Below are 26,148 nucleotides of genomic sequence, written 5' to 3' on the forward strand. Positions count from 1 at the left end.
CAGCTGGGAAGGGAGCACATCCCCATGACCACGCACGCCTCCGGGGAGCTCGGCATCCACGCCACCGGCCTGACCAAGGCCTACGGCGACCTCCGCGTCCTCGACGGCATCGACCTCGCCGTCCCGCGCGGCAGCGTCCTCGCCCTCCTCGGTCCCAACGGCGCCGGAAAGACCACCACCGTCCGGATCCTGGCCACCCTCACCGCCGCCGACGCCGGAACCGCCCGCGTCGCCGGACACGACACCGTCACCGCACGCACCCGCGTCCGCGAACTCATCTCGCTCGCCGGCCAGTTCTCCGCCCTCGACGAGCTCCTGACCGCCGCCGAGACCCTGCGCATGATGGGCCGGCTCGCCGGGCTCTCCCCGCGCGCCGCCCGCACCCGCGCCGAGGAGCTCCTCGCCCGCTTCGGCCTCACCGAGGCCGCCGGCCGCACCGCGAAGACGTACTCGGGCGGCATGCGACGGCGCCTCGACCTCGCCGCGAGCCTCGTCTCCCGCCCCGAGGTCCTCTTCCTGGACGAGCCGACCAACGGCCTCGACCCGCGCAGCCGCCAGGACCTGTGGGACCTCGTACGGGAACTGCGCGCCGACGGCACCACCGTGCTGCTGACCACCCAGTACCTGGAGGAGGCCGACCGGCTCGCCGACCGCGTCGCCGTCCTCTCCGGCGGCCGCATCGCCGCCGAGGGCACCCCGGCCGAACTCAAGGCGCGCGTCGCCGGACACCGCCTGGACCTGACCCTCGCCACCGGCGCCGCCTACGAGGCCCTCGCCCCGCGCGCCGTCCACCTCGACCCCGACGGCCTCACCCTCGGCCTGCCCACCGACGGCACCGCCGCCCACGTCCGCGCCCTGCTCGACGAACTCGACCCGGACCGCACCACCGTGGACCGCTTCACCGTCCGCAGCGCCACCCTCGACGACGTGTTCCTCACCCTGACGGGAGCCGACCGATGACCGCCATGCCCACGAGCGCCCTCGCCCTGGCCGGCCGCAGCCTGCGCATCAGCAGCCGGCAGCCCGACGCGCTGATCACCGCCCTGATGCTGCCCGTCATGCTGATGCTGATCTTCGTCTACTTCTTCGGCGGGGCCATCGACACCGGGACGGCGTACGTGACGTACGTGGTCCCCGGCGCCATGCTGCTGTGCGCGGGCTTCGGCGCGGCGAGCACCGCCGTCAGCGTCGCCGACGACATGCGCAACGGCGTCATCGACCGCTTCCGCTCCCTCGACATCGGCGGCATCCCGATCCTCGCCGGGCACGTCAGCGCCTCGGTCCTGCGCAACCTGCTCTCCACCACCCTGGTCCTCGCCGTGGCCCTCGCGATCGGCTTCCGGCCCCAGGCGGGCCCGGCCGCCTTCCTCGCCGCGGCCGGCCTGCTGCTGGCGTACATCACGGCGATCTCGTGGCTGGCCGCCGCACTCGGCCTGCTCGCCAAGTCCCCGGAGGCCGCAGGCGGCTTCACCTTCCTGATGATGTTCCTGCCGTACCCGTCCAGCGCCTTCGTCCCCATCGACACCATGCCGGGCTGGCTGCACGGCTTCGCCGACCACCAGCCGCTGACCCCCGTGATCGAATCCCTGCGCGCCCTGCTCCTGGCACAGCCCGCGGGGGACGCGCCGTGGGTGGCCCTGAGCTGGTGCGCGGGCATCACCGCGGTGGCCGTGACCCTGTCCTCGGTGCTGTTCCGCAGCAGGACGCGCTGAGGGGCTCCTCACCAGGAGAAGCCCCTCGGCACGCCGACGGCGCGGACCCGCTCAGCCATTGAGCGGGTAGGAATGCCGGCCCGTCGCCTCGTCGATCTCGGCGTGGGCCTTCTGCAGCATCTGCGACGCGAGATCCATGAGCGCGCGAGCACCCGCGATCTCTTCCCCGACCCTCAGCTGCTCCGGGTCGGAGGGGTGGCGCAGGGCGTAGCCCCGCGCCTTGATCTCGGAGCCGTCCCCGAGTCTGACCAGGGCCGCCGCACTGGTGCGGTGGCCCTCCTCGGTGAATTCGAGCTCCACATGCCACCCGACGAGCGTGGCCATGGTGCATCACCTCCAGGGGGTCACCCTTCCCTCCAGGGTGCGCCCGCGGGAGGGGCGGCGCGAGCCGGGAGCCCGCGGGCTCCGGGCGGTCAGCCGCCGGCCAGGGTCGTCGCCACCGCCTGGAACCACGCTCCGTACGAGAACGGCTCGGGCGGGTTGACCTCCATGCCGAGCTCGGCGGCGGCCAGGGCGTAGTCGCCCTCGTCCAGCGGGAGCGCGATCAGTTCGTGCAGCTCACCCACGAGGCGGGCGACGATCTGCGGGTCGGTGGTGGCGGCGTAGTCCGCGACCGCCGCCTCGTGGTCGGGGAACTCGTCGACGATGTCCTGCGAGAACCAGCCGCCCAGCAGCTGCGCCGTCTCCGGGAACCGCGCGTGCCACTCCCAGTGGGTCTGCGGGTTCGCCGGCGGCGGCACCTCCCCGTCCTCGATGCTCTGCTTGAGGTGGTCGGCGAGCACGAAGAGCCAGTCACCGATCGCGGACTGCGGGATCCCGACGTCGGGGACGGCGTAGAACTCGCCGAGGTCGATCCGCAGGCGCCCAGGGGGGTTGCGGCCGTACTCGCGCAGCTGGCGCTCCGCCTCCGCGATGGCCCAGGGGCGGGTGTGCCAGGTGTGGCGCAGGTAGGCGTCCAGCGCACGGCTGCGCTTCTCGGCTGTGTCGTCGGCGCTCTGGCCGAGGTAGGCGCGCAGCACCTGGTCGAGCTCGCCGTAGCGCCGGTCGTGTTCGAGGGGCTTCATGGACACGGTCGGTCGCCTCTACGGGTAGAACGGGACGGTCGTCAGGACGACGAATCCGTACGGGCTGGCGGGCTCACGGCGCAGGACGACGCGGGCGGCGCGGACGTCGACGGGGCCCTGGCCGGCGAGCAGCATCGCCTCCAGCTGCACCCGGCCGACGGGCTCCTCACGGGACGGCCAGGCGGCCTCAAGGGTGAGGCGGGCCCGCGTTCCCTGGGCGAGCCAGCGGTGGATGACCTGCTCGTTGGCGGTCACCACCTGCTGGGTGGCCCACTGGGCGGTCTCCCGGTCGGGGTAGGTGGCGGATCGGGTCAGCATCGGATCATTGTCTCAATTCGCGTTGAACGACCAGAAGACGCCGACCTCGTCCGCCGACACCGCGATCAGGCCGAGGTCCATCATGTAGTCGGTGAAGGGGTGGCCGCCTTCGAGGTCCCGCGCCAGGAAGTCGGGCGCGTCGGAGCCGCGGGCGAGGTCGGAGGAGGTCCAGAACGCGGCGTCGGGGCCGAACCGGTCCAGTACGGTCCGGGCGTCCGCGAGCACCGCGTCCCGGTCCTCCCGGGACCGGACCGGGGACCCCTCGAAGAACCACTCCTGCGCGAGCGAGGCGAGCAGCTCGACGGCGGCGCCGGCCGTGATCGGCCGGAGCCCGGCGCGCAGCTCCTCGGCGGTCATCGCCCGGAACGGGTAGGAGGGGAAGCCGGCCTTCCACCCCTCCTTGAACGTCTCCGGGTCCAGGGCGCACCAGCCCCGCGGGTCGGCGACCGACCGCTCCATGACGGCGCGGACGTCCTCGGCCCAGTCCTCGTGCGACCGGGGACCGCTCCTGACAAAGGTGAAGACGTCCTCCAGAAGCCGCAGCAGCGCGGCTTCCCAGGTGGTGCTGTCGGGGGCGTTCATCAGGGTCCCTACGGGGTCGGTCTGGGCGCGGGCATCGACGTGTAGATGATGTAGGGGGGATCGAGGCTGGAATCGTACTTGAGGACGGTCTTGACGTAGTTGACGTCGATCGCCTTCGCGTTGAGGCCGTGGTCCTTGTAGCCCGTCCCGGGGATGGTGCCCGCGGACCCGTCCTGGTGGGGCGTGGGCTGCTTGGAGACGTAGCTGCCGCTGGCCTCGCCGTTGGGCGTCTTGCTCACGAAGGCCTTGTTCTGGCCGTCCTGCGGGTTGGAGGCGAGCCAGGCGTCGATCTCGGACTGCGTCAGCCGCAGGTTCTGCTCGGTGAGCCGCTGCGCGTCCCCGATCGTCTTGAAGCTCGACGAACCGCCGATGGTGGGCCTGCTGTTCTCGGGCCACGTGGCGGCATGCTGGGACTGGTCGCGCAGGCGCTGCGCGAGCTGCTCGTCGGTCTTGCCCACGTGCTTGTCCAGGGTGTGGCCGCCGCCGAGGTACTCGTTGGCCGCGAGGTCGAAGGCCACGTTGCCGTTCGGGCCCGGAACGGTCCACTGCTGCTCGTGCTTGAAGTCGTTGAGCGAGCGGGCGCCGAAGCCGTGGGCGCGGGCGACGCCGGCCTCGAACTTCGGGGCGCTCCGGTGCGCTTCGTCCAGGACGCCCTCAAGCGCGTTCATGCGCGTGGTGAGGCCGTCCACGATGCCGGTGTACTTGTCCACGATCCGGTTGAGCTTGGCCTTGTCGAGCTTCAGGACCGTGTTGACGTCGAACTTCAGCAAGAGTCCGGTGAGCCCGCCGGCCCCGCTGGCCACGCTGGTGACGGCGCCGACGATGTTCTTGAGGCTGGGCTTGTCCTTGGCCTTCTCCAGGTCGTCGATGATGCTCATGGCGGCCTTCTTCATGGCGCGCTTGAGCTCTTCGAAGACGTCGTGGTTCAGCTCGACCGCGGCTTCCGCGTACTCGCGCAGACAGTCGCTGATCTTGATCGCCACGTCGTTGAGCACGCTCATCACCGGCTCGCTGCCCGTGGCCACCCTCGCCCCGTGCGGACCGGTGGTGTGCCCCCACTGGTAGCCGTGCCGGGTCGGACCGGACTGGCCCCAGTCCGTCGCACCCCACAGCGCGCTGCAGAAGGTCCGCATGGCGGCTTCCCAGTCGGCCTTCTGGTGGTTGGTGATCGTGCCGATGATCCTCGTGAGGCCGTCCGCCGTGCCCATGACGACGGTCGAGACGTTCATCCAGCTGTGGCAGTGCGAGTTGAGGTAGTGCTGCTGCGGGAAGGGGTGAACGTCCGCCACCTTGCCGACACGGAAGATGTTCTTCGCGACGGGCTGCAGGACGTCCCGGATCATCTCCGGTATGCCCTCCATCGCACCCCGGAGCAGGTCGTCGCCGCCGTCGTCGTCACCCCACTTGATGTCGGGAACGCTGTCGAACTTGGGGTCCTTGTCGATGACCGTGGGCAGGGGGCGCTGCTCCGGAGTCGTGCCGGGCTTGGGGTGGGCCGCGGCATCGGCCTTGGTGTAGGCGTTGGCGGTCTCGGTGAAACCGACGGCGACGCCGCCGACGCTGACCACGCTCTTGCCCCACACCTCCAGCCAGCGGTTGCCTATCTTCTTGTAGGCCTCCGCGAACTTCTGGGCCTCGTCGCCCGCGCCGCCGGCGTCCGGGAACTCCTTCAGCTCCGTCAGGAGCGTGTTCGCGCCCCGCATCATGCCGTCCTGCTGCTTGGCGACCTGCCCGGAGACGGTCCACAGGCTCGACGGCTTGACGTCGATGGTGCCGCCGCCGGCCGCGGCGGGCGGCTGCGCCGGGCCGGAACTCGGCGGGCCCGGGGTGGGTCCGGCCATCAGGCGCCGCCTCCCCAGCCCTGCAGCACGGACTTGTTCGCCGCGGCGTAGTTGAGGTGACCCTTGACCACGACCTCGTGCAGCCAGGCCTGGGCTGCCTTGAGGTCCTGGGCCGAGCGATCCCATTTGTCCAGCTCGTCGATGAAGGCCTGCCGGGCCTCGCCGTCCCAGCTCAGAACGGCCTTCTTGGCGCGCTCGTACAGCAGTTCCAGCTTCTCGTTGAGGTCCTTGAGGATCTCCTCCAAGTCCCCCGACAGGCGCTGCAGGGTGGCGAAATCGACAGTTATCCGGTCGTCGTCCGACATGGTGCTGCTGTTCCTCGCTGCTCTCAGATGTCCTGCAGACGGCTGTGCGGGGCGGCCGGCTGGTCCGGCACGGTCAGCTCCGCGGCGGACGCGGTCACGTCCTCCTGGCTCTGGACGCGCCTGAACGCGGCCAGGACCTCCAGCTCCTGGGCCGTGAACCCGTCCCGCGAGGCCCTGGTCGCCCGTTCGAGGAGGGCGAGCACCTGCCGGATCCGCACGGCGTCCTCGGCGGCCCCCCGGTGCAGGGCGCGGTACGCCGTGGCCGTGGGCCCTTGCCAGCCCGCCGCGATGCTGTCGACCACCCGGTCCATGTTCCGGATCTGGCGCTCCAGATGACCCTGCATCGCATCGAGGTCGTCCGCGAGCTTGGTGAGGCCGTCCTCCGAGACCCTCAGATCGCCGTCCGTCATGTCCACCCCCTCTTCGGCGCTGCCACGCCACATACGTACGTACGCCTAAGAGTTTCGCAGGTGGACCACCGGAGTCACCTGAGTATGCGCACTCATGTTCCATGTCTTCGCAAGGAGTTCACTGGATCCATGACCCCGGACACCGCCCGCCACCCCCGTGCGTTCGTCGCGCCGCTCGTCTCCACCCTGCTCACGCTGCCGCTCGCGGCCGTCGCGTTCTTCTTCGTCGGGCTGTCGCCGATGGCCTGCGACTCCTGCGGTGAAGCGGCGAGCGACCGGTTCGACGCCTCGTACGGGACCGCCTTCGGCACCTTCGGCTTCGGACTGCTGCTGGTCCTGGCCGTGTTGGCCGCCGCGTGGGCGCTGCCCTGGCAGCGGCGGCACGCCGCCGCCAGGGTGTGGCTGGCCGTCGTCGCCCCGGCGGCCGTCGTCTTCGACTTCGTCGTCTTCAACGGCCTCGTCGACTGGCCGTAGAGCGGATCAGGCGTTGCGCAGCCAGCCGGCGACCTCGGTCGCCCAGTAGGTGAGGATCGTGTCGGCGCCCGCCCGCTTGATGCCCAGCAGGGTCTCCAGGATGGCCCGGTCGCGCTCGATCCAGCCCTTCTCCGCGGCCGCCTCGATCATCGCGAACTCGCCGCTGATCTGGTACGCCGCCACCGGGACGTCCACCGCCTGCGCGACCCGGTACAGGATGTCGAGGTAGGGGCCGGCCGGCTTGACCATGACCATGTCCGCGCCCTCCTCCAGATCGAGGGCCAGCTCCCGCAGGGACTCCCGGGCGTTGGCCGGGTCCTGCTGGTACGTCTTGCGGTCGCCCTGCAGCGAGGAGGCGACGGCCTCCCGGAAGGGCCCGTAGAAGGCGGACGAGTACTTCGCCGTGTACGCGAGGATCGAGACGTCCTCGTGCCCGGTCTCGTCCAGCGCGTCGCGGACGACGCCGACCTGACCGTCCATCATCCCGCTCGGGCCCACCACGTGCACGCCCGCGTCGGCCTGGACCTGCGCCATCTCGGCGTACCGCTCCAGCGTCGCGTCGTTGTCCACCCGCCTGTGCTCGTCCAGCACGCCGCAGTGCCCGTGATCGGTGTACTCGTCCAGGCACAGGTCCGACATGATCACCAGGTCGTCCCCGACCTCGGCCTTCACATCGCGGATCGCGACCTGCAGGATCCCGTCCGGCTCCGTGCCCGCCGTGCCCAGCGCGTCCTTGTTCTCGTCGGCCGGGACACCGAACAGCATGATCCCCGCGACCCCCGCCTCGACCGCCTCCACGGCGGCCTTCCGCAGCGTGTCCCGGGTGTGCTGGACGACGCCGGGCATCGCCGAGATCGCCAGGGGCTCGCTGATGCCCTCGCGTACGAACGCGGGGAGGATCAGGTCCGAGGGGTGCAGCCGGTTCTCCGCGACCATCCGCCGCATCGCCGGGGTGGTGCGCAGCCGGCGGGGCCGCGAGCCGGGGAAGGATCCGTACGTGCTCATCTTCAGTCGCCTCTTCGAGCATCGAGAACAGTCGCCCCCAGCCTAGGGGGAGCCCGGCCGGGACACGTCCGCGCGGGGCTGCGCGCGGCGGTGGGGGGGACCCGGCCGGTCCGCCCGCTGGTCACTGCCGCGCTCGTTGCGCATGCTCCACCGCCACAGGCCGTCCCAGCGGTGGTCGTGCTCGTGCTCCCGGCCCCGTGGCCCCACCCGCCCGTACGCCTCGGGGGTGCGCGGGTCGTCCCGCAGGGCGAGCCCGAACGCCCCGTTCAGGCGCAGCACCTGCTCGTCCGCGGCGAGGAGTCCGAACAGGGCCTCGGTGGCGGCCGGTGAACGGTCGCGGCCCGAGGCCACGGCGTAGGAGGCCGTGCTCCGCACCTGCGGGTCCGGGTCCCCGAACAGGGACACCAGCAGCTCCCGGTCCTCCCCCGACCACACCTCCGGCCGGCCCAGTGCGTGGGCGGCGGCGGCCCGCACCGCCGGTTCCGGGTCGCCGGCGAGGACGCGCAGGGCCGCGGCGGCGCCGCCGGTCCATGGCGGGTCGAAGAGGGCGGGCACCTCCCGGCGCACCCGCGGATCCGGATGCCCCGCGTGCCGCAGCACGATGGCCGGCGCACCCGGAACCTCCTCGCGGGACATGAGCGCGAGCAGGCCGGCCAGGACACCGCCATCGGTCTCCGTCCGCGCCCACGAGGCGAGCAGCCGGCCCCGCTCCCGCTCGTACCAGCGCGGGTGCGTGCTCAGGCCGGCCTGCATCACCCCGTAGCCGAGGAAGTCGACGACGAAGGCGCGGTGCACGGGTGAGGGGTGCCGGTGGAACGCCACCACCTGCGACCACGTCTCGGGGCTCCGCCGGCAGGCCAGGGCCCAGCAGGAGGCGGACCAGTCGACGTGGTCGTCCGCGTGCCGCACCGCACGGGCCACCAGCTCCTCCACCGGCGTCAGGATCCGCAGCTCCTGCTCCAGCTCGGTGAGGACCGCTCCGTGCCCGGCCCGTACGGTCCGCCCGCCGAGCATGACCGTCTCGACGTGGAGGTGTTCGCCGTCCCGCACGCGACCGGTGCGCGCCGGGCCCCGCGCGCCCGTGCGGCGGCGCAGTTCCGTCTCCGCGCCCGTCTCGTACCAGTGCCGGGCCGTGGCGAGCAGCCGCTCCCGCTGTTCCCGAGGCAACCGCAGCACCCCGTGGTCGACCGCCGAGACCGTCGCCGGGGAGCCGCTCTCGACGGCCCGCAGCAGCGGGGTCGTCCCGTCCGGCAGCCGCCGGTGCGGGTCCGCGCCGCCCTCCACCAGAGCCTCGGCCACCTCGTGCGCGAACGCCTCCACCGCCGCGCAGAGCACCGGCAGCCCGTCGGCGCCCGCCGCGTCCGGATCCGCTCCCGCCTCGATCAGGGCGCGCACCTCCGCGGCGCCCCCCACCCGTACCGCCTCCGCCAGCCGGACGCCCAGTCCCGCCACCCGCCACCCCCTCGTCCGGCCGTGATCCTCCACGGGTCCGGCCCATGGGCACAACCGGATTGGCTCCGGCGGGGCCGGGTGTGTGTCGGGGCGATCCCCGCAGGGCGCCGAACGCACTCCCGCCCCTCTCTCCGACCCCTCGTCACGTTCGGCGTCCGAGGAGACGCCCCGGCGCGCGCCCGGCCCCACCCCTGCGACCGCCCCCGGCACGACAAGGGCGGGGCCCGGCGCACCAGCGCCGAACCCCGCCCACATCACTGCTCACTGCTCACTGCTCAGCCCACCGCTAGGTGGTACGGCGACGCCGCGCCCCCGGCCTGCGCTCGCTCGGCCGGAACACCGTCTCGCCGGCCTCCTTGGCCGCCTCGCGGCGCGCCGCACCGTACTCGGCGAGGGCCTCCGCCAGCTTGCTGACGCTCGGCTCCGGCGACAGGACATCGACCCGCAGCCCGTGCTCCTCCGCCGTCTTGGCCGTCGCCGGCCCGATACACGCGATGACGGTCACGTTGTGCGGCTTGCCGGCGATGCCCACCAGGTTCCGCACGGTGCTCGACGAGGTGAAGAGCACGGCGTCGAACCCGCCGCCCTTGATCGCCTCACGCGTGTCCGCCGGCGGCGGCGACGCCCGCACGGTCCGGTAGGCCGTGACGTCGTCGACCTCCCACCCGAGCTCGATCAGCCCGGCGACCAGCGTCTCGGTCGCGATGTCGGCGCGCGGCAGGAACACGCGGTCGATCGGGTCGAAGACCGGGTCGTACGGCGGCCAGTCCTCCAGCAGTCCGGCCGCGGACTGCTCACCGCTCGGCACCAGGTCCGGCTTCACGCCGAACTCCACCAGCGCGGCCGCGGTCTGCTCGCCCACCGCGGCGACCTTGATGCCCGCGAAGGCGCGCGCGTCGAGCCCGTACTCCTCGAACTTCTCGCGGACGGCCTTCACGGCGTTGACCGAGGTGAAGGCGATCCACTCGTAGCGGCCCGTCACCAGGCCCTTCACCGCGCGCTCCATCTGCTGCGGGGTGCGCGGCGGCTCCACGGCGATGGTCGGCACCTCGTGCGGCACCGCGCCGTACGAACGCAGTTGGTCGGAGAGCGAGGCGGCCTGCTCCTTGGTGCGCGGTACGAGGACCCGCCAGCCGAACAGCGGCTTCGACTCGAACCACGCCAGGTCCTCGCGCCGCGCGGCGGCGCTGTGCTCACCGACCACGGCTATGACGGGCCGGGCGCCCTCGGGGGACGGGAGCACCTTGCCCTGCTTGAACACCTGGGCGATCGTGCCCAGCGTCGCGCACCAGGTCCGCTGCCGCGTGGTGGTGCCGGCGACGGTCACCGTCAGCGGGGTGTCGGGCTTGCGCCCGGCGCTCACCAGCTCGGCGGCGGCCGCCGAGACGGTCTCCAGCGTCGCGGAGACGACGAGGATCCCGTCGCTCGCGCCGACCTCGCTCCAGCAGCGCGCCGAGGCGGTCTTCGCGTCGACGAAGCGGACGTCCGCGCCCTGCTTGTCGCGCAGCGGGACACCGGCGTACGCGGGCACACCGACCGCGGTCGCGACTCCGGGCACCACCTCGAAGGGGATGCCGGCGGTGGCGCAGACGAGCATCTCCTCGGCCGCGTTGCCGTCGAGCCCGGGGTCGCCCGTGACGGCACGTACGACCCGCCTGCCGGAGCGTGCGGCCTCCATGACAAGATTGGCCGCGTCCCGGATCACCGGGACCCCGGCGGCTGCTGACACTTCGTCAGCAATCGTCAGCTGCGGCGTGTCGACATTCGCGCGCGCATGCGTCCGTACGACCTCGAGCACCTCGGGCTCCGCGATCAGTACGTCCGCGGCGGCGAGCGCCTCGACGGCGCGCAGCGTCAGCAGACCCGGGTCGCCGGGGCCGGCACCGAGGAAGGTGACGCGTCCGTGGGCGGCGACGGCCGGATAGGCGGAGGTGGTCGGAATTGAGGGGTTCAAAGCGATCGCTCCCCCATCAGACCGGCCGCGCCCTTGGCCAGCATCTCGTCCGCGAGTTCGCGGCCGAGCGCCATGGCCTCGTCGTACGACTGGGGCACGGGACCGGTGGTGGACAGCTGCACCAGCGTCGCGCCGTCGAGGGTTCCGACGACGCCGCGCAGGCGCATTTCATTGACAATCTGGCCGTCGGCCAGGAGATCGGCGAACGCGCCCACGGGTGCGCTGCAGCCGGCCTCCAGGGCGGCGAGCAGAGAACGCTCGGCGGTCACGGCGGCCCGGGTGTGCGGGTCGTCGAGTTCGCCGAGCGCGGCGATGAGGTCCGTATCGGACGCGAGGCACTCCACGGCCAGGGCACCCTGGCCGGGGGCCGGCAGGACGCTGTCGACGGAGAGCAGGTCGGTCGCCTCGTCACCGCGACCGATCCGGTTGAGGCCGGCGGCCGCGAGCACGACGGCGTCGAGCTCGCCGTCGCGGACGAAGCCGATCCGGGTGTCGACGTTGCCGCGGATGGGCACCGTCTCGATCCGCTTGCCGAGCGACAGCGCCAGGTGGTTGAGCTGGGCGGTGCGCCGCGGCGACCCGGTGCCGATGCGGGCACCGTCGGGCAGCTGGTCGAAGGTCAGGCCGTCCCGCGCGACGAGCGCGTCCCGGGCGTCCTCGCGCAGCGGCATCGCCGCGATCACGAGGTCGTCGGGCTGCGCGGTCGGCAGGTCCTTCAGCGAGTGCACGGCGAAGTCGACCTCACCGCGCAGCAGCGCGTCGCGCAGGGCGGTGACGAACACGCCCGTGCCGCCGATCTGCGCGAGGTGCTCGCGCGAGACGTCGCCGTAGGTCGTGATCTCCACGAGCTCGACGGCCCGGCCGGTGATCGCCCGTACCGCGTCGGCGACGTGCCCCGACTGGGACATGGCCAGCTTGCTCCGCCGCGTACCGAGCCGCAGCGGCTGGTCGGGACGTGTGTTCATGATGCCCGTCCTGGGTCGTCGTCGTTCATCGGATCGGCCGCGTCCGCCCGGCTGACGGAAGCAACCGTCTGAGGGTCGAGGTCGAAGAGTTCGCGCAGCGCCTCCGCGTACCCGGCGCCGCCGGGCTCGCTGGCGAGCTGCTTGACGCGCACGGTCGGCGCGTGGAGGAGCTTGTCGACGACACGGCGCACGGTCTGCGTGACCTCTGCCCGCTGCCGTTCGTCGAGGTCGGGCACCCGCCCGTCGAGCCGAGCCACTTCCATGGCCACGACCTCGGCCGCCATCGCCCGCAGGGCCACGACGGTGGGCGTGATGTGCGCTGCCCGCTGTGCGGCCCCGAAGGCGGCCACTTCCTCGGCGACTATGCCGCGTACGGCGTCGACGTCGGCCGCCATCGGGGCGTCGGCCGACGCCTCGGCCAGGCTTTCGATGTCGACGAGGCGCACCCCGGGGATCCGGTGCACGGCGGCGTCGATGTCGCGCGGCATGGCCAGGTCCAGCAGGGCCAGCCGTACGGGCGCCACGTCGACCTGGCTGCGGGCGCCCTTGCGGGGCTGCCGCTGCGCGGCGGCCTCGCCCTGGTCGGCCCAGGTCCCGTGCAGTTCGAGGGAGTTCGCGTCGACCCCGGTCAGCGCGGCCCGCCCATCGGGCCCCACCGGACACCCGTCGGCCTCGACGGCAGCACTGATCGTCCGAGCCGCCCCGGCATCAGCCAGGCGGCCGTGCGTCAACGCAGCGGCAGCCAGCCGCGCGACGACGGCTGCATCCACCCCAGTGGAAGCCAGCCCGACAGGCACATCCGGCCCGGCCGGCACATCCAGCCCCGCCGGCACATCCAGCCCCGCCGGCGTTTGAGACGCGGGGTCTGGGGCAGCGCCCCAGGTCACGGCGGCGAGCACGTCATCGGCGGTCAGCACGAGCCCGGTAGCCCCGGTGCAGGACACGACCACGTCGACTCGTGTCAGCTCATCCGCGACCTCAGCCATCGGCACGGCCGAAGCCCGCACACCCGTGCCTGAGGCAACCAGAATCTCCGCCAGCCGCTCCGCCCGCTCGCCGGTCCGGTTCGCCACCACGATCTCGGCGACGCCGACCCGCGCCAGCGTCGCCGCCGCCAGCGAGGACATCGACCCGGCACCGATCACCAGCGCCCGCTTCCCGGCCGCCCACTCCGTGACCGGCGTCCGCACGGCCAGCTGCTCCAGCCCGAAGGTCACCAGCGACTGGCCCGCGCGGTCGATCCCGGTCTCCGAGTGCGCCCGCTTGCCGACCCGCAGCGCCTGCTGGAACAGGTCGTTGATCAGCCGGCCGGCGGTGTGCAGCTCCTGCCCCAGCGCCAGCGCGTCCTTGATCTGGCCGAGGATCTGCCCCTCGCCCACGACCATCGAGTCCAGGCCGCACGCCACCGAGAACAGGTGGTGCACCGCCCGGTCCTCGTAGTGCACGTACAGGTACGGAGTGAGCTCTTCGAGCGCCACCCCGCTGTGCTGGGCCAGCAGCGTGGACAGCTCCGCCACACCCGCGTGGAACTTGTCCACGTCCGCGTACAGCTCGATCCGGTTGCACGTGGCGAGCACCGCCGCCTCCGCCGCCGGTTCCGCGGCGAGGGTGTCGTGCAGCAGCTTGATCTTGGCGTCCGCGGACAGCGAGGCCCGCTCCAGGACGCTCACGGGTGCGCTGCGGTGGCTCAGCCCTACGACGAGCAGACTCATGCCGGCATCACCGCCGGGTGGTCACCGTCGGGGTTGCCCTTGCGCGCCTCGGCTGCCGCGCGCCCGGCCGGCGGCACGACGGCCGCGGCGGGGGCGGCGCCGCCCACGGAGGAGCCGCCGGCGGCAGCGGCGGCGGCCGCTTCCTCGCCGGCCTTGCGCTGCTCGTGGAACGCCAGGATCTGGAGCTCGATGGAGAGGTCGACCTTGCGCACGTCCACGCCGTCGGGCACGGACAGCACGGTCGGCGCGAAGTTCAGGATGGAGGTGACTCCGGCCGCGATCAGCCGCTCGCTGACCTGCTGGGCCGCACCGGCCGGCGTCGCGATGACGCCGATCGAGACACCGTTCTCCTCGATGATCTTCTCCAGATCATCGGTGTGCTGCACGGCCATGCCCGCGACCGGCTTGCCGGCCATCGCCGGGTCAGCGTCGATGAGGGCCGCGACGCGGAAGCCGCGCGCGGAGAAGCCGCCGTAGTTGGCGAGCGCGGCACCGAGGTTACCGATGCCGACGATGACGACCGGCCAGTCCTGGGTCAGGCCGAGCTCGCGGGAGATCTGGTAGACGAGGTATTCCACGTCGTAGCCGACGCCGCGGGTGCCGTAGGAACCGAGGTACGAGAAGTCCTTGCGCAGCTTCGCGGAGTTGACTCCGGCGGCGGCCGCGAGCTCCTCGGAGGACACCGTGGGCACCGATCGCTCGGAGAGCGCGGTGAGGGCACGCAAGTACAGCGGAAGCCGGGCGACAGTGGCCTCGGGAATACCTCGGCTGCGGGTCGCCGGTCGGTGAGTTCGGCCAGTTGCCACGATGCTCCTGCGGGATGAGCGGGGCTGCAGGCGGTCACTTGTCCCAAGACCGCCCCGTCGACAGCAGGCTATGCCTTTGTGAACGCGTGCACAAAGATTGTGTCCGCTTTGTCCGAGCAAAGTGACCGGGGTCACGCGACCTCGGCGCGGAAACCCGGAACCGGCGGCACGCCGAACCCGTTCAAATCCCAAAGGGGGCAAAACCGTGCACACTCCTCACAGATACGCCCCCGAGGCCCCACAAATCGCCCATGATGGTAACCGGCAAAGGGGTCAAGCCTCCAACGCCCGCCGGAGCCGGTCCGGGTTCACCCTCCAGAAGGTGTGCTGTTCGCCGTCGACGAGCACCACCGGGATCTGCTCCCAGTGCAGCCGGTACAGCTCCTCGTCCTGCGAGATGTCCTTCTTCTCCCACTGCGCCCCGGTCTCGGCGCAGACCTTCGCGACCACCTCCTCGGCCTCGTCGCACAGGTGACACCCGGGCTTGCCGATCAGCGTCACCATCCGCTCGCCGGGACGCTTCTTTTCCTTACGGCGCAACAAAGGGCTCATGGCTTCATTCTCCCGAAGTGTTAACGCCTCCGTTTCCCATCGGTTCGGGAACTTCCGAACACAGTGGCTATGCTCGCCGCATGGCCGCTCTCGGATGGCTCACCCCTCGTAGACGCTCCGCAACCGCGCGGAGCGTGCTGGCAGGCGAGGCCTCTGCGGAGGCCGCCCGCAAGACCGCGCTGGTCGAAGCCGGGGCCGAGGCGCCGGCGGTCGAGGCAGCCCTGGAAGGGCCGCCGGCCGAGCCCGAGTTCCCGGTCGCGGGCGACGACCTCGCCGCCGCCTTCTTCGACCTCGACAACACCGTCATGCAGGGCGCCGCGATCTTCCACTTCGGCCGCGGCCTCTACAAGCGCGAGTTCTTCCAGCGCCGCGAACTCGCCCGATTCGCCTGGCAGCAGGCCTGGTTCCGGCTCGCCGGGGTCGAGGACCCCGAGCACATGCAGGACGCCCGCGACAGCGCCCTGTCCATCGTCAAGGGCCACAAGGTCTCCGAGCTGATGGCCATCGGCGAGGAGATCTACGACGAGTACATGGCCGAGCGGATCTGGCCGGGCACCCGCGCCCTGGCCCAGGCCCACCTCGACGCCGGCCAGAAGGTGTGGCTGGTCACCGCGGCCCCCGTGGAGACGGCCACGATCATCGCCCGCAGGCTGGGCCTGACCGGCGCCCTGGGCACCGTCGCCGAGTCCATCGAAGGGGTCTACACCGGCCGCCTGGTCGGCGAGCCGCTGCACGGCCCCGCCAAGGCCGAGGCGGTCCGCGCCCTGGCCGCCGCCGAGGGCCTGGACCTCGCGCGCTGCGCCGCGTACAGCGATTCGCACAACGACATCCCGATGCTGTCGCTGGTCGGACATCCGTACGCGATCAATCCGGACACAAAACTGCGCAAGCATGCCCGGACCAACGACTGGCGGCTGCGCGACTATCGGACCGGCCGCAAGGCCGTGAAGGTCGGCGTCCCGGCGGCCGCCGGCGTCGGCGCGATCGCGGGCGGCGCGGCCGCCGCCATCGCCCTGCACCGCCGCCGCAAGTAACAACGGCAGGCCCGGCATACCGGCCGCCGCCAGCACCGGAGCCCTCGCACGTCCGCCGCGCGGCGCCCCGCGGGCACCCCGCCGCCGCCCCGCACGCTCCCTGCCCACCGGCCCAGAGGCATTCCCCGGGCTCTACCCCCGGAGGGGACAGGGCACTCCGGCCTGCCCGACTCGGTCGCGAGCCTCCTTGGAAGCGTCCATTCCGCGCGCCCAAGCGATCAAGAATCGATCACCAACAGCGACTGAATATGCCCTCGACACGCAACAGAAGTGTCGGAACCGGTGATTTGAGCAACTGGGTGTAGCACTGCCTGTACGAAGCGTTATTCTCCTCAAACGCATGCCACCGGCCATCTGTCGCCACGACGGGTGAACGGTTCCGCACTGCACGTGATGGAAGCTCTGCCTCTGGGAGTCCCGTGTACCCACCTGTCGGGGTTGACGCCTCGGGCCTGGCTCAGCTGCGCGCAACGGTCCTCGACCACCTGCGCGGCTTCGTCCCCACCGCGTACGCCGTCCCCGCCTTCGCCGCCGCGGTCCCCGCCGGTATCGGCCCGGCCGGTCCTTGCTATGCCCTGACCGACGGCGGAGCGACGGTGGGCAGACGAGGCCGCGCGGCCGGGGGCTCGAACGGCGCAGCCGGCACGAGCACCCAGGCCACCCCCCGCCGCCCCACGGCGGACAGCGACCAGGCCCGCATGATGGACCTGGTCGAACGCGCCCAGGCGGGCGAGGCCGACGCCTTCGGCCGCCTCTACGACCAGTACAGCGACACGGTCTACCGCTACATCTACTACCGGGTCGGAGGGAAGGCGACCGCGGAGGACCTCACCAGCGAGACCTTCCTGCGCGCGCTGCGCCGGATCTCCACCTTCACCTGGCAGGGCCGCGACTTCGGCGCCTGGCTCGTGACGATCGCCCGGAACCTGGTGGCGGACCACTTCAAGTCCAGCCGCTTCCGGCTGGAGGTCACCACCGGCGAGATGCTCGACGCCAACGAGGTCGAGCGCAGCCCCGAGGACTCCGTCCTGGAGTCCCTCTCCAACGCGGCCCTGCTGGAGGCCGTACGGAAGCTCAATCCGCAGCAGCAGGAGTGCGTGACCCTGCGCTTCCTGCAGGGCCTCTCGGTCGCCGAGACGGCCCGGGTCATGGGAAAGAACGAAGGAGCGATCAAGACGCTCCAGTACCGGGCGGTCCGCACGCTGGCCCGCCTCCTCCCGGACGACGCCCGCTGACCCCCTCATAAATCAACACAACCTCACATACATCCGGTGACCCCTCGATGACGCTGTGGTCCGATCATCCTTCGTCCGTAACCCAAGTGCCGCGACGCTCGTTGTGCGGAATGCAGACTCCCTGTGGACACGCCCTACCCGAAGCCGCTCACTCGAAAGTGTGGATGTGCTCAAGGAAGGCAACCTTCCGGACACCTTGGGGAGTCGATCGTCATGACGAGAGGAGGTGCCGCCAGTGATCGCGAACGTGACTCCGCACCGGCGGGCGAACGCCTTCGCCCAGGCCCTGGAAGATCGGACCCCGTCCGACCTTTCGGAACCGGACTCGGCGGCCGAGCAGTCCGAGGCACCTGCCGAACCTGCCGACCACGACCGGTTGTTGGCCCTGGCGAGCGTGCTCGGCGAAAGAATGCCGCGCCCGGTGCTGGACCCCGAGGTCAAGGTGGTGCAGCGAGCCCAGCTCGTTGCCGCCATGGAGGCCATGGTGTTGGAAGAGAGGGCCGGGGGCGGTGCCGCCTCGGACCCTCTGGTGCCCGAGCAGCGGACCGGCCGCGGCGCCCACCGGGCGGCCCCGCTCCGGAAATTGCGGCCCCGCTCCCGCTGGTCGAAGGGCATCGCAGCGGGCGGCCTCACCGTGGGTGTGGCCGCGGGGGCCTTCAGCGGCGTGGCCGCTGCCAGTACCGACGCCCTGCCCGGTGACCACCTCTACCCCGTGAAGCGGGGCATGGAGGACCTGAAGCTGGGGATGGCCGACGACGACGCGGACCGGGGCGAGCTCTATCTCGACCAGGCCTCGAACCGTCTGTCGGAAGCCCGCAGGCTGATGGAACGGGGCCGGCTGGGCGACCTGGACCACGAGTCCCTGGGCGCGATCCGCCGGGCCCTGGCGGGCGTGAAGCACGACGCGGAGGAGGGCCACCGGCTCCTCCAGGCGGCATACGAACGGGACGGCTCGCTCGGCCCGATCCAGAAGCTGTCGTCGTTCTCCCGCTCCCACCGCGACGCGTGGGGCAAGCTCCGCGAAAGGCTCCCGGCACAACTCACGGACGTGGGCGGTGAGGTGGAGTCGGTCTTCCAGGCCATAGACGAAGACGTGGCGCCGCTCCAGAGCCTGCTCCCCAAGCCACCGGAGCAGACCCGCGGCACCGGCACGCCCGGCAGTACCTCCACCAAGCCGGGCACCCCCACCGGAGCGCACCAGTCCGCCCCGGCCGCGGGAACGCCCTCCGGCAGCCCCGCGCCGTCCCCCTCGGGCAGCACCCGGCCACCGGTCGGCGGCCTCCTGGGCGGTACGGGCGACCTGCTCAACCCGCCCACGGGAGAGTCGGCCCCGCCCCCCTCGGGTGCCCCGGAGCAAGCCCGTCCGGACATCACCCTCCCGCCCCTCCTCCCGGGCATCCTCCCGGGCCTGGGCCTGGGTGCGGAGGACGCGGAGTAGAGGAAGGGCGGGGCTGCGCGAGCAGCCCCGCCCTCGTCCTCCGGCGGCGGGTCAGAAGAAGACGGACCGCCGCTGCACGAGCAGCTTGTACAGCGTGTGCTGGATCTGCTCCCGCACCTGATCCGTCAGGTTGAACATCAGCATCGGATCCTCCGCCGCCTCGGCCGCATACCCCGCCGTGGAAATCGGCTCGCCGAACTGGATCGTCCACTTCGTCGGCAACGGCACGGCCCCCAAGGGCCCCAGCCACGGAAACGTCGGCGTGATCGGGAAGTACGGGACCCCCAACAGCCGGGCGAGGGTCTTCGCGTTGCCGACCATCGGGTAGATCTCCTCGGCCCCCACGATCGAGCACGGCACGATCGGTGTGCCCGCCCGCAGCGCCGTCGACACGAACCCGCCCCGGCCGAAGCGCTGCAGCTTGTACCGGTCCCCGAACGGCTTCCCTATCCCCTTGAAGCCCTCCGGCATCACACCGACGAGTTCCCCGGCCTCCAGCAGCCGCTGCGCGTCCTCCGCGCACGCCAGGGTGTGCCCCGCCTTCCGGGCCAGCTCGTTGACCACGGGCAGCATGAACACCAGGTCGGCCGCCAGCAGCCGCAGGTGGCGCTGTGCCGGGTGGCGGTCGTGCACGGCGACCTGGAGCATCAGCCCGTCCAGCGGGAGCGTCCCGGAGTGGTTGGCCACGATCAGCGCGCCGCCCTCCGCCGGAATGTTCTCGATGCCCCTGACCTCGACGCGGAAGTACTTGTCGTAGAGCGGCCGCATCAGGGACATCAGGACCTGGTCCGTCAGTTCCTTGTCGTAGCCGAACTCGTCGACCTCGTAGTCCCCGGTGATCCGCCGCCGCAGGAACGACAGCCCGCCCGCGATCCGCCGGTCCCAGCCGTCAGCGGACCCCGCCGCAGCCGGCTCCGGCGCCGGCTCGGGGGCCGGCAGCGGCTCCACCGGCTCGGGGGCGGACACCGCGCGTACCCGGCGGGGGATCCGCCGGCGCGGCCGGTCCTCGTCGAACGGAATGACCTTGGCGTCCGCCACTATCGCTTCGCTCCTTCAACCGCGTCGGCATCGACATCAAGCCCGTCCGCCCCCAGCATGGCCGCCATCCGGTCCACGGCCCGCCCGACCCGCTCCGGCGGCAGCAGCCCGCTCCCCCGGCTCCGCGCGAAGTCCGAGAAGGTCTCCGCCGTCGTGTAGAGCGGCTCGAAGCCGAGGACCTCCCGCATCTGCGAGGTCTCCACGACCCGGCCGTGCGTCAGCAGCTGCATCTGCTCCGCCGAGAACTCCGTGACCCCGACCGCCCGCAGCGCGGAGCCCACCCACGTCAGCGCGGGCAGCAGCAGCGGCACCGTGGGCCGCCCCAGCCGCCGCGAGCACTGCGACAGCAGCAGTACGCCGTCACCCGCGATGTTGAAGGTCCCGCTGTTCAGCGTTCCGCGTCGGGGCTCCTGTGCGGCGAGCCGCAGCACGTCGAGGACGTCGTCCTCGTGCACGAACTGCAGCCGCGGGTCGTAGCCCAGCACGGTCGGCATCACCGGGATCGAGAAGTACTCGGCGAGCGCCGAGTCCGCGAAGGGCCCCAGGATGTTCGCGAACCGCAGTACGCACACCGCGACGTCGGGCCGCCTGCGCGCGAAGCCGCGTACGTATCCCTCGACCTCGGCGGCGTCCTTGGCGAAGCCGCCCGCCGGCAGCGATTTCGGTTCGGTGGTCTCGGTGAAGACGGCCGGGTCCCTGGAGGTGCCCCCGTACACGCTGGTACTGGACTTCACCACGAGCCGTCGTACCGTCGGCGACTTCTGGCAGGCCCCGAGGAGCTGCATCGTCCCGATGACGTTCGTTTCCTTGACGGCGCTGCGCGCGCCGCCGGCGCCCGCGGCGCTCCCGGTGACCGCCAGGTGGACCACCGTGTCCACGGCGTGCTCGGCGAGCACGCGGACGATCGCCGACTGTCTGATGTCCGTACGGACGAACTCCGCCGATCCCAGCCGGTGCGGCGGTGTCACCGCGTCCACCGCGATCACCCGTTCGACGTCCGGGTCACGCTGGATCCGGCGCACGAAGCGGCCGCCCAGCTGCCGGGCTGCCCCGGTGACGAGTACGACCTTCCCCACGAGCTCAGCGCCTCCCTCGAAGAAGTCCCCCGGCTGCACCGCAGCCCCTCCACCAGGATGGTGGAGGGGCTGCGGAGAACACGTACAGCTGCCGTTTACTTCTTGTTACGGCGCTGGACGCGGGTGCGCTTGAGCAGCTTGCGGTGCTTCTTCTTAGCCATCCGCTTGCGCCGCTTCTTGATAACAGAGCCCACGACTACCCTCGCTCACTTCTCTTCATTCGGTGCGGGGCGTCGGGGCCCACACGACCTACGTCGGCCTAGCCTACCGTCCCGAGCTCTGAGCTTGTAATCCGAGGGCGTGCCGGGGTCAGTCTCAGGCCGACTCCACCCCCACATAGGACTCTCGGAGGTACTCGTGGACCGCGTTTTCGGGGACCCGGAAGGACCGGCCCACCCGGATTGCGGGCAGATGACCGTTGTGCACCAACCGGTACACGGTCATCTTCGACACTCGCATCACCGAGGCAACCTCCGCCACGGTCAGGAACTGAACCTCGCTGAGAGGCCTCTCGCCAGCAGCCATGACACACCTTGACCTTCCGCGCATGACGGGCACCGGCTTCCCCTCCGGTTACTCCTCGTCGTCGCACGCTCACTCCCCAGAGTAGGGGCGCGTGATACGAGTGGGGAAGAGGAGCTACGGCCACTCCTGCCGGGCCGTCAGGCTCGCCCTGCCGAGAACGTAGCGCGTAAGCGGTCGGTAGTAGTCCGCTCGCACCGCGTCATCAAGTGGAACGGCCACCGACACCCGCCCCTCGGCCTCCCCGACGAACAGCGCGGGATCATCCGTGTCCGCCAGCCCGATCGCCTCCACACCGAGCTGACCTGCGCCGCAGACCCACCCGTGGTCCCCCACGACCAGCTCCGGCAGCGGCCCGCCGGCCTCCGCGAGGGCCCCCAAAGCCATCCGAACCGGCAGGGGCGAATGGGTGTGCACGCCGGTCGCACTCCCCGGCAGCCGCGCGCCGGGTTCCCGCACCAGCGCGACCCCCCGTACGTATTCGATGCGGTACGTGCGTACGCCGAACCGGGTCGTCATGTCGACACTCACCCCCTGCGCCGGGGTGAGGACAACACATCCCGCCGCCGACATCGCCTCGGCCAAACCGGCGTAGAAGCCCAGGAGCCGGTGCGGATGACCGGTCCCGAACAGCACCGGCGACCGCGCCCGCGCCGCCTCCCGCAGCCGCCCCGCGAAGGCCTCCAGCGCGGCCACCGTCCGCTCCGGATCGATCACGTCCGGCCCGCTGACGTGCGCGGGGTCCGCCGAGACACCGCACTTGTCCGCCATCAGCCTCAGCAGGTCACCCTCGCCCCAGCCCCACTCCGGCTCCAGCCCCAGCAGCACCCGCGGATCACGCGCCGCGAACAGCCGGTAACTGCGCAGGCTCTCCTCCCGGGAGGTGGCGACGGGCCCGGCCAACCGGGCGGCCAGCAGATGCGCACGCAGCGCGCCGGTGCTCAACACCCTCCGATGCTGCCCCCAACACATCTGGCAGGTCATCAATTCCGGCGAACAGCCCCACAGTTGGCGTAACGATGCATCAAGGTCACCAAGGAGGGGTCAGGTCAGCATCCCGCGCAGCGGGAAGACCGCCCGACGCGTCGCGAGAACGGCCTGATCCGTACGGTCCGCCGGGTCGTAGCCCGCGTCCCAGTCACGCCACGAAGGCGTCCGCCCGTCGGTCATCCGGGCCGGCGCCAACTGCCGCGTCCGCGCGTACACCTCGTCCCGCCACGACGCCGGGACCGCCGCCGCCGGGTCCACCGGCCGGTGCGCGGCGATCGCCACCAGGTGCGTCCACGACCTCGGCACGACGTCCACCACCGCGTACCCGCCGCCGCCCAGCGCCAGCCACCGCCCGTCCGCGTACTCGTGCGCGAGCCGGTGACAGGCTTCCTGCACGGCCCGCTGGGCGTCCAGCGAGACCGCCAGGTGCGCGAGGGGGTCCTCGAAGTGCGTATCGGCCCCGTGCTGGGTCACCAGCACCTGCGGCCGGAAGTCCGCCAACAGCTCCGGCACGACGCCGTGGAAGGCCCGCAGCCACCCCTCGTCCCCGGTCCCGGCGGGCAGCGCGATGTTCACCGCCGACCCCTCGGCCGCCGGCCCCCCGGTCTCCTCCGGCCAGCCGGTCTGCGGGAACAGCGTCCGCGGATGCTCGTGCATCGAGATCGTCAGCACCCGCGGGTCGTCCCAGAAGGCCGCCTGCACGCCGTCCCCGTGATGGACGTCCACATCCACGTACGCGACCCGCTCCGCCCCCAGCTCCAGCAGCCGCGCGATCGCCAGCGACGCGTCGTTGTACACGCAGAAGCCGGCCGCCCCGCCCGGCATGGCGTGGTGCAGCCCGCCCGCGAAGTTCACCGCGTGCTCCGCCTCCCCGTGCCACAGCGCCTCCGCGCCCGCCACGGACTGCCCGGCGATCAGCGCCGACGCCTCGTGCATGCCGTGGAAGGCCGGATCGTCGACGGTGCCCAGCCCGTACGACCCGTCGGCGATCCCCGGGTCCGCTGACACCTCGCGCACCGCGGCGACGTAGTCCTCCCGGTGGACCAGCCGCAGCGTCGAGTCGCCGGCCGCGGGGGCCGCCCGTACCTCCATGGCCCGGTCCAGCCCGAAGGCACGCACCAGGCCCATGGTCAGCGCCAGGCGCACCGGGGCCATCGGATGGCTCGGTCCGAAGTCATACCTCGTTACCGCCTCGTCCCACATCAACAGCCCGGTCACCGGCTCGCCGCTCATGCCGGACACCGTATCGGGCCTGCTCGGAGCCGAACGAGCGGGCTTGGAGCAAGGTCACCAGCACCAGCGCCATCGGCACCAGCATCGCGCCCCGGTAGCTCCAGGCGTCGCCGACCGCCCCGACGAGCGGCGACCCGATCAGGAAGCCGACGTAGTTGAAGATATTGAGCCGCGCGACGGCCGTGTCGGACGCCCCCGGGAACAACCGCCCCGCCGCGGCGAAGGTCTGCGGCACGATCACGCACAGCCCGATCCCCACCAGCGTGAAGCCGAGCATCCCCACCCACGCCCCCGGCGCGGCCGCGACGACGGCGAAGCCGGCCGCGGCGACCAGCGTCCCGGCCCGCACCACGGCCGCGGCCCCGAAGCGGCGCACGCCCAGGTCCCCGACGGCCCGCCCGATGAGGGTGGTCACCATGTAGACGTTGTAGGGGACGGTCGCCATCTGCTCCGAGCTCCCGAGCACGTCCTGGAGGTACTTGGCACTCCAGTTCGCCACCGTCGAGTCACCGATGTACGCGCACGCCATCACCAGGCAGAGCGGCAGCAGCAGCTTGAACCCGCCGTTGCCCAGCCCCTTCTCCTTCTCCTTCTCCTGCGCGTCGCCGGGGCCCGTACCGTCCACGTAACGTCCGCTCAGCGCCACCACGAGCGGCACCAGCACGACCACCGCCGGCAGATAACCGGTGAACAGGCTCAGGTGCCAGTGCGCCCCGGCCCACGCCGCCGACGCACCCAGGATCCCGCCGAGGCTGTACGCGGCGTGGAAGCCCAGCATGATGCTCCGCCCGTACGCCCGCTGGAGGCTGACCCCGAGCATGTTCATCGAGGCGTCCAGCGCACCCACCGACAGCCCGAACGCCCCCAGGGCCACCGCCACGTGCCACATCTGGGTGCCGGTCCCGACACCCAGCAGGGACAGCAGCACGAGCGGCTGCGCCCACCGCAGTACGGCACTGGGCGCCACCCGCTTCACCAGGTGCTCGGTGGCCACGCTCGACACCCCGGCGAGGATCGGCACGGCCGCGAGGAAGACGGGCAGCAGCCCGTCGGATATCCCGTACCGGTCCTGGATGGCCGGGATCCGGGTCACGAGCAGCGCGAAGGCCACGCCCTGCGCGAAGAAACTGAATCCCAGAGCGCCGCGGCCGCGCCGCAGCCGCACATCGTCCGTCATGGCGCGTCAGCGTAGGCCCCGGGGCTACCCGTGGGTAGAGCGATCACACAGGCAGTTGCAGGAGCAGCGGGACCTGCATCATGTCCCCGAAGTACCCGGTGGCCCCGGGCAGCTGCTCGGCGGGAAGCATCGCGGTGTACGCGTACACGTCCATGCCGGCGGCGACGGCGGCCTGGATCCCGCGCGGGCTGTCCTCGATGACGACGCACCGCGCGGGCTCGACGCCCATCTGCCGTGCCGCGTGCAGGAACAGATCGGGTGCCGGCTTGCCCTGGCCCACGTCCTCGGAGCTGAAGATCCACTCCTCCTCGAACCACCCGTCGATCCCCGCCGCCAGGTGCCCGGCCCTGATCCGCTCGTGGCTCCCGGAGGAGGCGAGGCAGTATCCGACCCCGCTCGCGGTCAGCGCCCCGAGCACGTCCTCGATGCCGGCGACCGGCTTCAGCTCCCGCTCGAACGCGGCGATGGTCCGCGCGGCCAGCGTCGCGTCGAAGTCCGTGGGCAGCCGCTCCCCGGTCCGCTCCTGGACGAGGTCGTGCACCCGGTGCACGGCCGCCCCCATGTAGTCGCGGAGCGAGTCCTCGTACGTGGTCGTGTGCCCCAGCTCGTTCAGATACCCGGCGAGGACGCTGTTGGCGAGCGGCTCACTGTCCACCAGCACGCCGTCGTTGTCGAAGATGACGAGGTCATAGCCCATACCCCAACCCTACGAGCCGTCAGCTCAGGTCCACGGCAACCCGGAGCTGGTGAACGGACGAAAGGCAGAAGATTCACGGACCGCCCGGTCCAGCTGGATACGCTGGTCGGGTCGGGCACCACCAGAAGACCACTGGAAGGTGCAGACCACCGAAGGTCAGAGCTGCCTCACGTGAGCAGCCTCAAAAGCTATCCAGCCGACTGGTGAGGCGGTCTCGCGCCGAGCTCGGCGGGTCGTAAACGCAGAAAAGCCCCGCACCGAGCCCGAAGGCTTGGTGCGGGGCTTTCCCACAATGATTGTTCGGCGGCGTCCTACTCTCCCACAGGGTCCCCCCTGCAGTACCATCGGCGCTGAAAGGCTTAGCTTCCGGGTTCGGAATGTAACCGGGCGTTTCCCTAACGCTATGACCACCGAAACACTATGAAATTTGAACGCTGGCTATGGACACAGCTGTTCGTTATTTCAGAACTAACACAGTGGACGCGAGCAACTGAGGACAAGCCCTCGGCCTATTAGTACCAGTCAGCTTCACCCGTTACCGGGCTTCCACATCTGG

At 71.5% G+C, this 26,148-nt stretch carries 28 protein-coding genes and 1 rRNA gene; 6 read left to right on the top strand and 23 right to left on the bottom strand.

Annotation, left to right across the window (positions count from 1 at the left end):
* Positions 1-24: 24 nt before the first annotated feature.
* Entirely contained in the window at positions 25-960 is a 936-nt protein-coding gene (locus tag ACZ4VT_RS09785; RefSeq protein ID WP_467948114.1) for an ABC transporter ATP-binding protein, read from the top strand.
* On the top strand, positions 957-1,712 hold the full coding sequence (locus ACZ4VT_RS09790; RefSeq protein ID WP_467948116.1) for an ABC transporter permease: 756 nt from the start codon (positions 957-959) through the stop codon (positions 1,710-1,712). Before ACZ4VT_RS09785 ends, ACZ4VT_RS09790 begins: the two co-directional genes overlap by 4 nt.
* Positions 1,713-1,763: 51 nt before the next feature.
* Here ACZ4VT_RS09790 and ACZ4VT_RS09795 read toward each other — a convergent pair whose 3' ends face one another.
* The 7 genes from ACZ4VT_RS09795 to ACZ4VT_RS09825 form a co-directional block, all read right to left on the bottom strand.
* Positions 1,764-2,036 (bottom strand): DUF1876 domain-containing protein, encoded by a 273-nt coding sequence (locus ACZ4VT_RS09795; protein ID WP_030721318.1) that lies wholly within the window; start codon positions 2,034-2,036, stop codon positions 1,764-1,766.
* Between the two features lie 89 nt (positions 2,037-2,125).
* Positions 2,126-2,782 carry a contact-dependent growth inhibition system immunity protein gene (locus ACZ4VT_RS09800; protein ID WP_467948118.1) on the bottom strand — a complete coding sequence of 219 codons (657 nt, stop codon included), beginning with the start codon at positions 2,780-2,782 and terminating at the stop codon, positions 2,126-2,128.
* Positions 2,783-2,794: 12 nt separating this feature from the next.
* Positions 2,795-3,094, bottom strand: coding sequence for an RNase A-like domain-containing protein (locus ACZ4VT_RS09805; protein ID WP_266483190.1), 300 nt, complete (start codon positions 3,092-3,094; stop codon positions 2,795-2,797).
* Positions 3,095-3,106: 12 nt separating this feature from the next.
* Positions 3,107-3,676, bottom strand: a complete 570-nt coding sequence (locus ACZ4VT_RS09810; RefSeq protein WP_467948120.1) for a hypothetical protein — start codon at positions 3,674-3,676, stop codon at positions 3,107-3,109.
* An 8-nt stretch (positions 3,677-3,684) separates the two neighbouring features.
* Positions 3,685-5,517 (bottom strand): RNase A-like domain-containing protein, encoded by a 1,833-nt coding sequence (locus ACZ4VT_RS09815; protein ID WP_467948122.1) that lies wholly within the window; start codon positions 5,515-5,517, stop codon positions 3,685-3,687.
* Complete coding sequence (locus ACZ4VT_RS09820) at positions 5,517-5,822, bottom strand: WXG100 family type VII secretion target (protein WP_467948124.1); 306 nt, start codon at positions 5,820-5,822, stop codon at positions 5,517-5,519. The genes ACZ4VT_RS09815 and ACZ4VT_RS09820 overlap by 1 nt, the downstream gene beginning before the upstream one ends.
* A 23-nt stretch (positions 5,823-5,845) precedes the next feature.
* Positions 5,846-6,232 carry a WXG100 family type VII secretion target gene (locus ACZ4VT_RS09825; protein ID WP_467948125.1) on the bottom strand — a complete coding sequence of 129 codons (387 nt, stop codon included), beginning with the start codon at positions 6,230-6,232 and terminating at the stop codon, positions 5,846-5,848.
* A gap of 129 nt (positions 6,233-6,361) precedes the next feature.
* On the opposite strand from ACZ4VT_RS09825, the gene ACZ4VT_RS09830 reads away from it, so the two are divergent.
* Positions 6,362-6,706: a hypothetical protein gene (locus ACZ4VT_RS09830; protein ID WP_467948127.1), complete on the top strand. Its 345-nt coding sequence runs from the start codon at positions 6,362-6,364 to the stop codon at positions 6,704-6,706.
* Positions 6,707-6,712: 6 nt separating this feature from the next.
* Here the strand turns inward: ACZ4VT_RS09830 and hemB are convergent, their stop codons facing one another.
* From hemB to ACZ4VT_RS09865, 7 genes are all read right to left on the bottom strand, one after another.
* On the bottom strand, positions 6,713-7,711 hold the full coding sequence (gene hemB / locus ACZ4VT_RS09835; RefSeq protein WP_467948129.1) for a porphobilinogen synthase: 999 nt from the start codon (positions 7,709-7,711) through the stop codon (positions 6,713-6,715).
* A 42-nt stretch (positions 7,712-7,753) separates the two neighbouring features.
* Entirely contained in the window at positions 7,754-9,163 is a 1,410-nt protein-coding gene (locus ACZ4VT_RS09840; protein WP_467948130.1) for a HEAT repeat domain-containing protein, read from the bottom strand.
* A 286-nt stretch (positions 9,164-9,449) separates the two neighbouring features.
* A complete protein-coding gene (locus tag ACZ4VT_RS09845) occupies positions 9,450-11,117 on the bottom strand; it encodes a bifunctional uroporphyrinogen-III C-methyltransferase/uroporphyrinogen-III synthase (RefSeq protein ID WP_362814713.1) in 1,668 nt (555 codons plus the stop codon).
* The gene (gene hemC / locus ACZ4VT_RS09850) at positions 11,114-12,082 is read right to left on the bottom strand and encodes a hydroxymethylbilane synthase (RefSeq protein WP_467948132.1); all 969 of its coding nucleotides are present in this window, start codon (positions 12,080-12,082) and stop codon (positions 11,114-11,116) included. The genes ACZ4VT_RS09845 and hemC overlap by 4 nt, the downstream gene beginning before the upstream one ends.
* A complete protein-coding gene (locus ACZ4VT_RS09855; RefSeq protein ID WP_467948134.1) occupies positions 12,079-13,794 on the bottom strand; it encodes a glutamyl-tRNA reductase in 1,716 nt (571 codons plus the stop codon). The genes hemC and ACZ4VT_RS09855 overlap by 4 nt, the downstream gene beginning before the upstream one ends.
* On the bottom strand, positions 13,791-14,600 hold the full coding sequence (locus tag ACZ4VT_RS09860) for a redox-sensing transcriptional repressor Rex (RefSeq protein WP_388841119.1): 810 nt from the start codon (positions 14,598-14,600) through the stop codon (positions 13,791-13,793). Before ACZ4VT_RS09860 ends, ACZ4VT_RS09855 begins: the two co-directional genes overlap by 4 nt.
* 273 nt (positions 14,601-14,873) lie before the next feature.
* Positions 14,874-15,152, bottom strand: a complete 279-nt coding sequence (locus tag ACZ4VT_RS09865; RefSeq protein WP_351302573.1) for a glutaredoxin family protein — start codon at positions 15,150-15,152, stop codon at positions 14,874-14,876.
* Between the two features lie 80 nt (positions 15,153-15,232).
* On the opposite strand from ACZ4VT_RS09865, the gene ACZ4VT_RS09870 reads away from it, so the two are divergent.
* The 3 genes from ACZ4VT_RS09870 (at position 15,233) to ACZ4VT_RS09880 (ending at position 18,859) form a co-directional block, all read left to right on the top strand.
* Positions 15,233-16,186 carry an HAD family hydrolase gene (locus ACZ4VT_RS09870; protein ID WP_467948137.1) on the top strand — a complete coding sequence of 318 codons (954 nt, stop codon included), beginning with the start codon at positions 15,233-15,235 and terminating at the stop codon, positions 16,184-16,186.
* Between the two features lie 419 nt (positions 16,187-16,605).
* Positions 16,606-17,421 (top strand): ECF subfamily RNA polymerase sigma factor, BldN family, encoded by an 816-nt coding sequence (locus tag ACZ4VT_RS09875; protein ID WP_030721275.1) that lies wholly within the window; start codon positions 16,606-16,608, stop codon positions 17,419-17,421.
* 235 nt (positions 17,422-17,656) lie between these two features.
* Positions 17,657-18,859 carry a DUF5667 domain-containing protein gene (locus tag ACZ4VT_RS09880; protein ID WP_467948139.1) on the top strand — a complete coding sequence of 401 codons (1,203 nt, stop codon included), beginning with the start codon at positions 17,657-17,659 and terminating at the stop codon, positions 18,857-18,859.
* A 51-nt stretch (positions 18,860-18,910) separates the two neighbouring features.
* Here ACZ4VT_RS09880 and ACZ4VT_RS09885 read toward each other — a convergent pair whose 3' ends face one another.
* The 9 genes from ACZ4VT_RS09885 to rrf form a co-directional block, all read right to left on the bottom strand.
* Positions 18,911-19,897, bottom strand: coding sequence for a lysophospholipid acyltransferase family protein (locus ACZ4VT_RS09885; protein ID WP_467948140.1), 987 nt, complete (start codon positions 19,895-19,897; stop codon positions 18,911-18,913).
* A complete protein-coding gene (locus tag ACZ4VT_RS09890) occupies positions 19,897-20,973 on the bottom strand; it encodes an NAD-dependent epimerase/dehydratase family protein (protein ID WP_467948141.1) in 1,077 nt (358 codons plus the stop codon). The genes ACZ4VT_RS09885 and ACZ4VT_RS09890 overlap by 1 nt, the downstream gene beginning before the upstream one ends.
* 95 nt (positions 20,974-21,068) lie before the next feature.
* Positions 21,069-21,167, bottom strand: a complete 99-nt coding sequence (locus ACZ4VT_RS09895; protein ID WP_003948845.1) for a 30S ribosomal protein bS22 — start codon at positions 21,165-21,167, stop codon at positions 21,069-21,071.
* A 121-nt stretch (positions 21,168-21,288) separates the two neighbouring features.
* Positions 21,289-21,498: a helix-turn-helix domain-containing protein gene (locus tag ACZ4VT_RS09900; protein ID WP_008738568.1), complete on the bottom strand. Its 210-nt coding sequence runs from the start codon at positions 21,496-21,498 to the stop codon at positions 21,289-21,291.
* A 114-nt stretch (positions 21,499-21,612) separates the two neighbouring features.
* Positions 21,613-22,443: a phosphatase gene (locus ACZ4VT_RS09905; RefSeq protein WP_362814697.1), complete on the bottom strand. Its 831-nt coding sequence runs from the start codon at positions 22,441-22,443 to the stop codon at positions 21,613-21,615.
* A 96-nt stretch (positions 22,444-22,539) separates the two neighbouring features.
* Positions 22,540-23,688 carry an acetoin utilization protein AcuC gene (locus ACZ4VT_RS09910; RefSeq protein WP_467948164.1) on the bottom strand — a complete coding sequence of 383 codons (1,149 nt, stop codon included), beginning with the start codon at positions 23,686-23,688 and terminating at the stop codon, positions 22,540-22,542.
* A complete protein-coding gene (locus tag ACZ4VT_RS09915) occupies positions 23,660-24,895 on the bottom strand; it encodes an MFS transporter (RefSeq protein WP_467948143.1) in 1,236 nt (411 codons plus the stop codon). Before ACZ4VT_RS09915 ends, ACZ4VT_RS09910 begins: the two co-directional genes overlap by 29 nt.
* A gap of 43 nt (positions 24,896-24,938) precedes the next feature.
* Entirely contained in the window at positions 24,939-25,592 is a 654-nt protein-coding gene (locus tag ACZ4VT_RS09920; protein ID WP_467948145.1) for an HAD family hydrolase, read from the bottom strand.
* Positions 25,593-25,890: 298 nt separating this feature from the next.
* Positions 25,891-26,007: ribosomal RNA gene (gene rrf, locus ACZ4VT_RS09925) — 5S ribosomal RNA — on the bottom strand.
* Positions 26,008-26,148: the final 141 nt, after the last annotated feature.

It is taken from the genome of Streptomyces sp. NPDC029164 (assembly GCF_055563995.1).

Bases quoted from the DNA above. Each gene is read 5' to 3' on its own strand.
- ACZ4VT_RS09785 (WP_467948114.1), top strand. From the start codon at position 25: ATGACCACGCACGCCTCCGGGGAGCTCGGCATCCACGCCACCGGCCTG.
- ACZ4VT_RS09790 (WP_467948116.1), top strand. From the start codon at position 957: ATGACCGCCATGCCCACGAGCGCCCTCGCCCTGGCCGGCCGCAGCCTG.
- ACZ4VT_RS09795 (WP_030721318.1), bottom strand. From the start codon at position 2,036: ATGGCCACGCTCGTCGGGTGGCATGTGGAGCTCGAATTCACCGAGGAG.
- ACZ4VT_RS09805 (WP_266483190.1), bottom strand. From the start codon at position 3,094: ATGCTGACCCGATCCGCCACCTACCCCGACCGGGAGACCGCCCAGTGG.
- ACZ4VT_RS09810 (WP_467948120.1), bottom strand. From the start codon at position 3,676: ATGAACGCCCCCGACAGCACCACCTGGGAAGCCGCGCTGCTGCGGCTT.
- ACZ4VT_RS09815 (WP_467948122.1), bottom strand. From the start codon at position 5,517: ATGGCCGGACCCACCCCGGGCCCGCCGAGTTCCGGCCCGGCGCAGCCG.
- ACZ4VT_RS09820 (WP_467948124.1), bottom strand. From the start codon at position 5,822: ATGTCGGACGACGACCGGATAACTGTCGATTTCGCCACCCTGCAGCGC.
- ACZ4VT_RS09825 (WP_467948125.1), bottom strand. From the start codon at position 6,232: ATGACGGACGGCGATCTGAGGGTCTCGGAGGACGGCCTCACCAAGCTC.
- ACZ4VT_RS09830 (WP_467948127.1), top strand. From the start codon at position 6,362: ATGACCCCGGACACCGCCCGCCACCCCCGTGCGTTCGTCGCGCCGCTC.
- hemB (WP_467948129.1), bottom strand. From the start codon at position 7,711: ATGAGCACGTACGGATCCTTCCCCGGCTCGCGGCCCCGCCGGCTGCGC.
- hemC (WP_467948132.1), bottom strand. From the start codon at position 12,082: ATGAACACACGTCCCGACCAGCCGCTGCGGCTCGGTACGCGGCGGAGC.
- ACZ4VT_RS09855 (WP_467948134.1), bottom strand. From the start codon at position 13,794: ATGAGTCTGCTCGTCGTAGGGCTGAGCCACCGCAGCGCACCCGTGAGC.
- ACZ4VT_RS09865 (WP_351302573.1), bottom strand. From the start codon at position 15,152: ATGAGCCCTTTGTTGCGCCGTAAGGAAAAGAAGCGTCCCGGCGAGCGG.
- ACZ4VT_RS09870 (WP_467948137.1), top strand. From the start codon at position 15,233: ATGGCCGCTCTCGGATGGCTCACCCCTCGTAGACGCTCCGCAACCGCG.
- ACZ4VT_RS09900 (WP_008738568.1), bottom strand. From the start codon at position 21,498: ATGGCTGCTGGCGAGAGGCCTCTCAGCGAGGTTCAGTTCCTGACCGTG.
- ACZ4VT_RS09910 (WP_467948164.1), bottom strand. From the start codon at position 23,688: ATGTGGGACGAGGCGGTAACGAGGTATGACTTCGGACCGAGCCATCCG.
- ACZ4VT_RS09915 (WP_467948143.1), bottom strand. From the start codon at position 24,895: ATGACGGACGATGTGCGGCTGCGGCGCGGCCGCGGCGCTCTGGGATTC.
- ACZ4VT_RS09920 (WP_467948145.1), bottom strand. From the start codon at position 25,592: ATGGGCTATGACCTCGTCATCTTCGACAACGACGGCGTGCTGGTGGAC.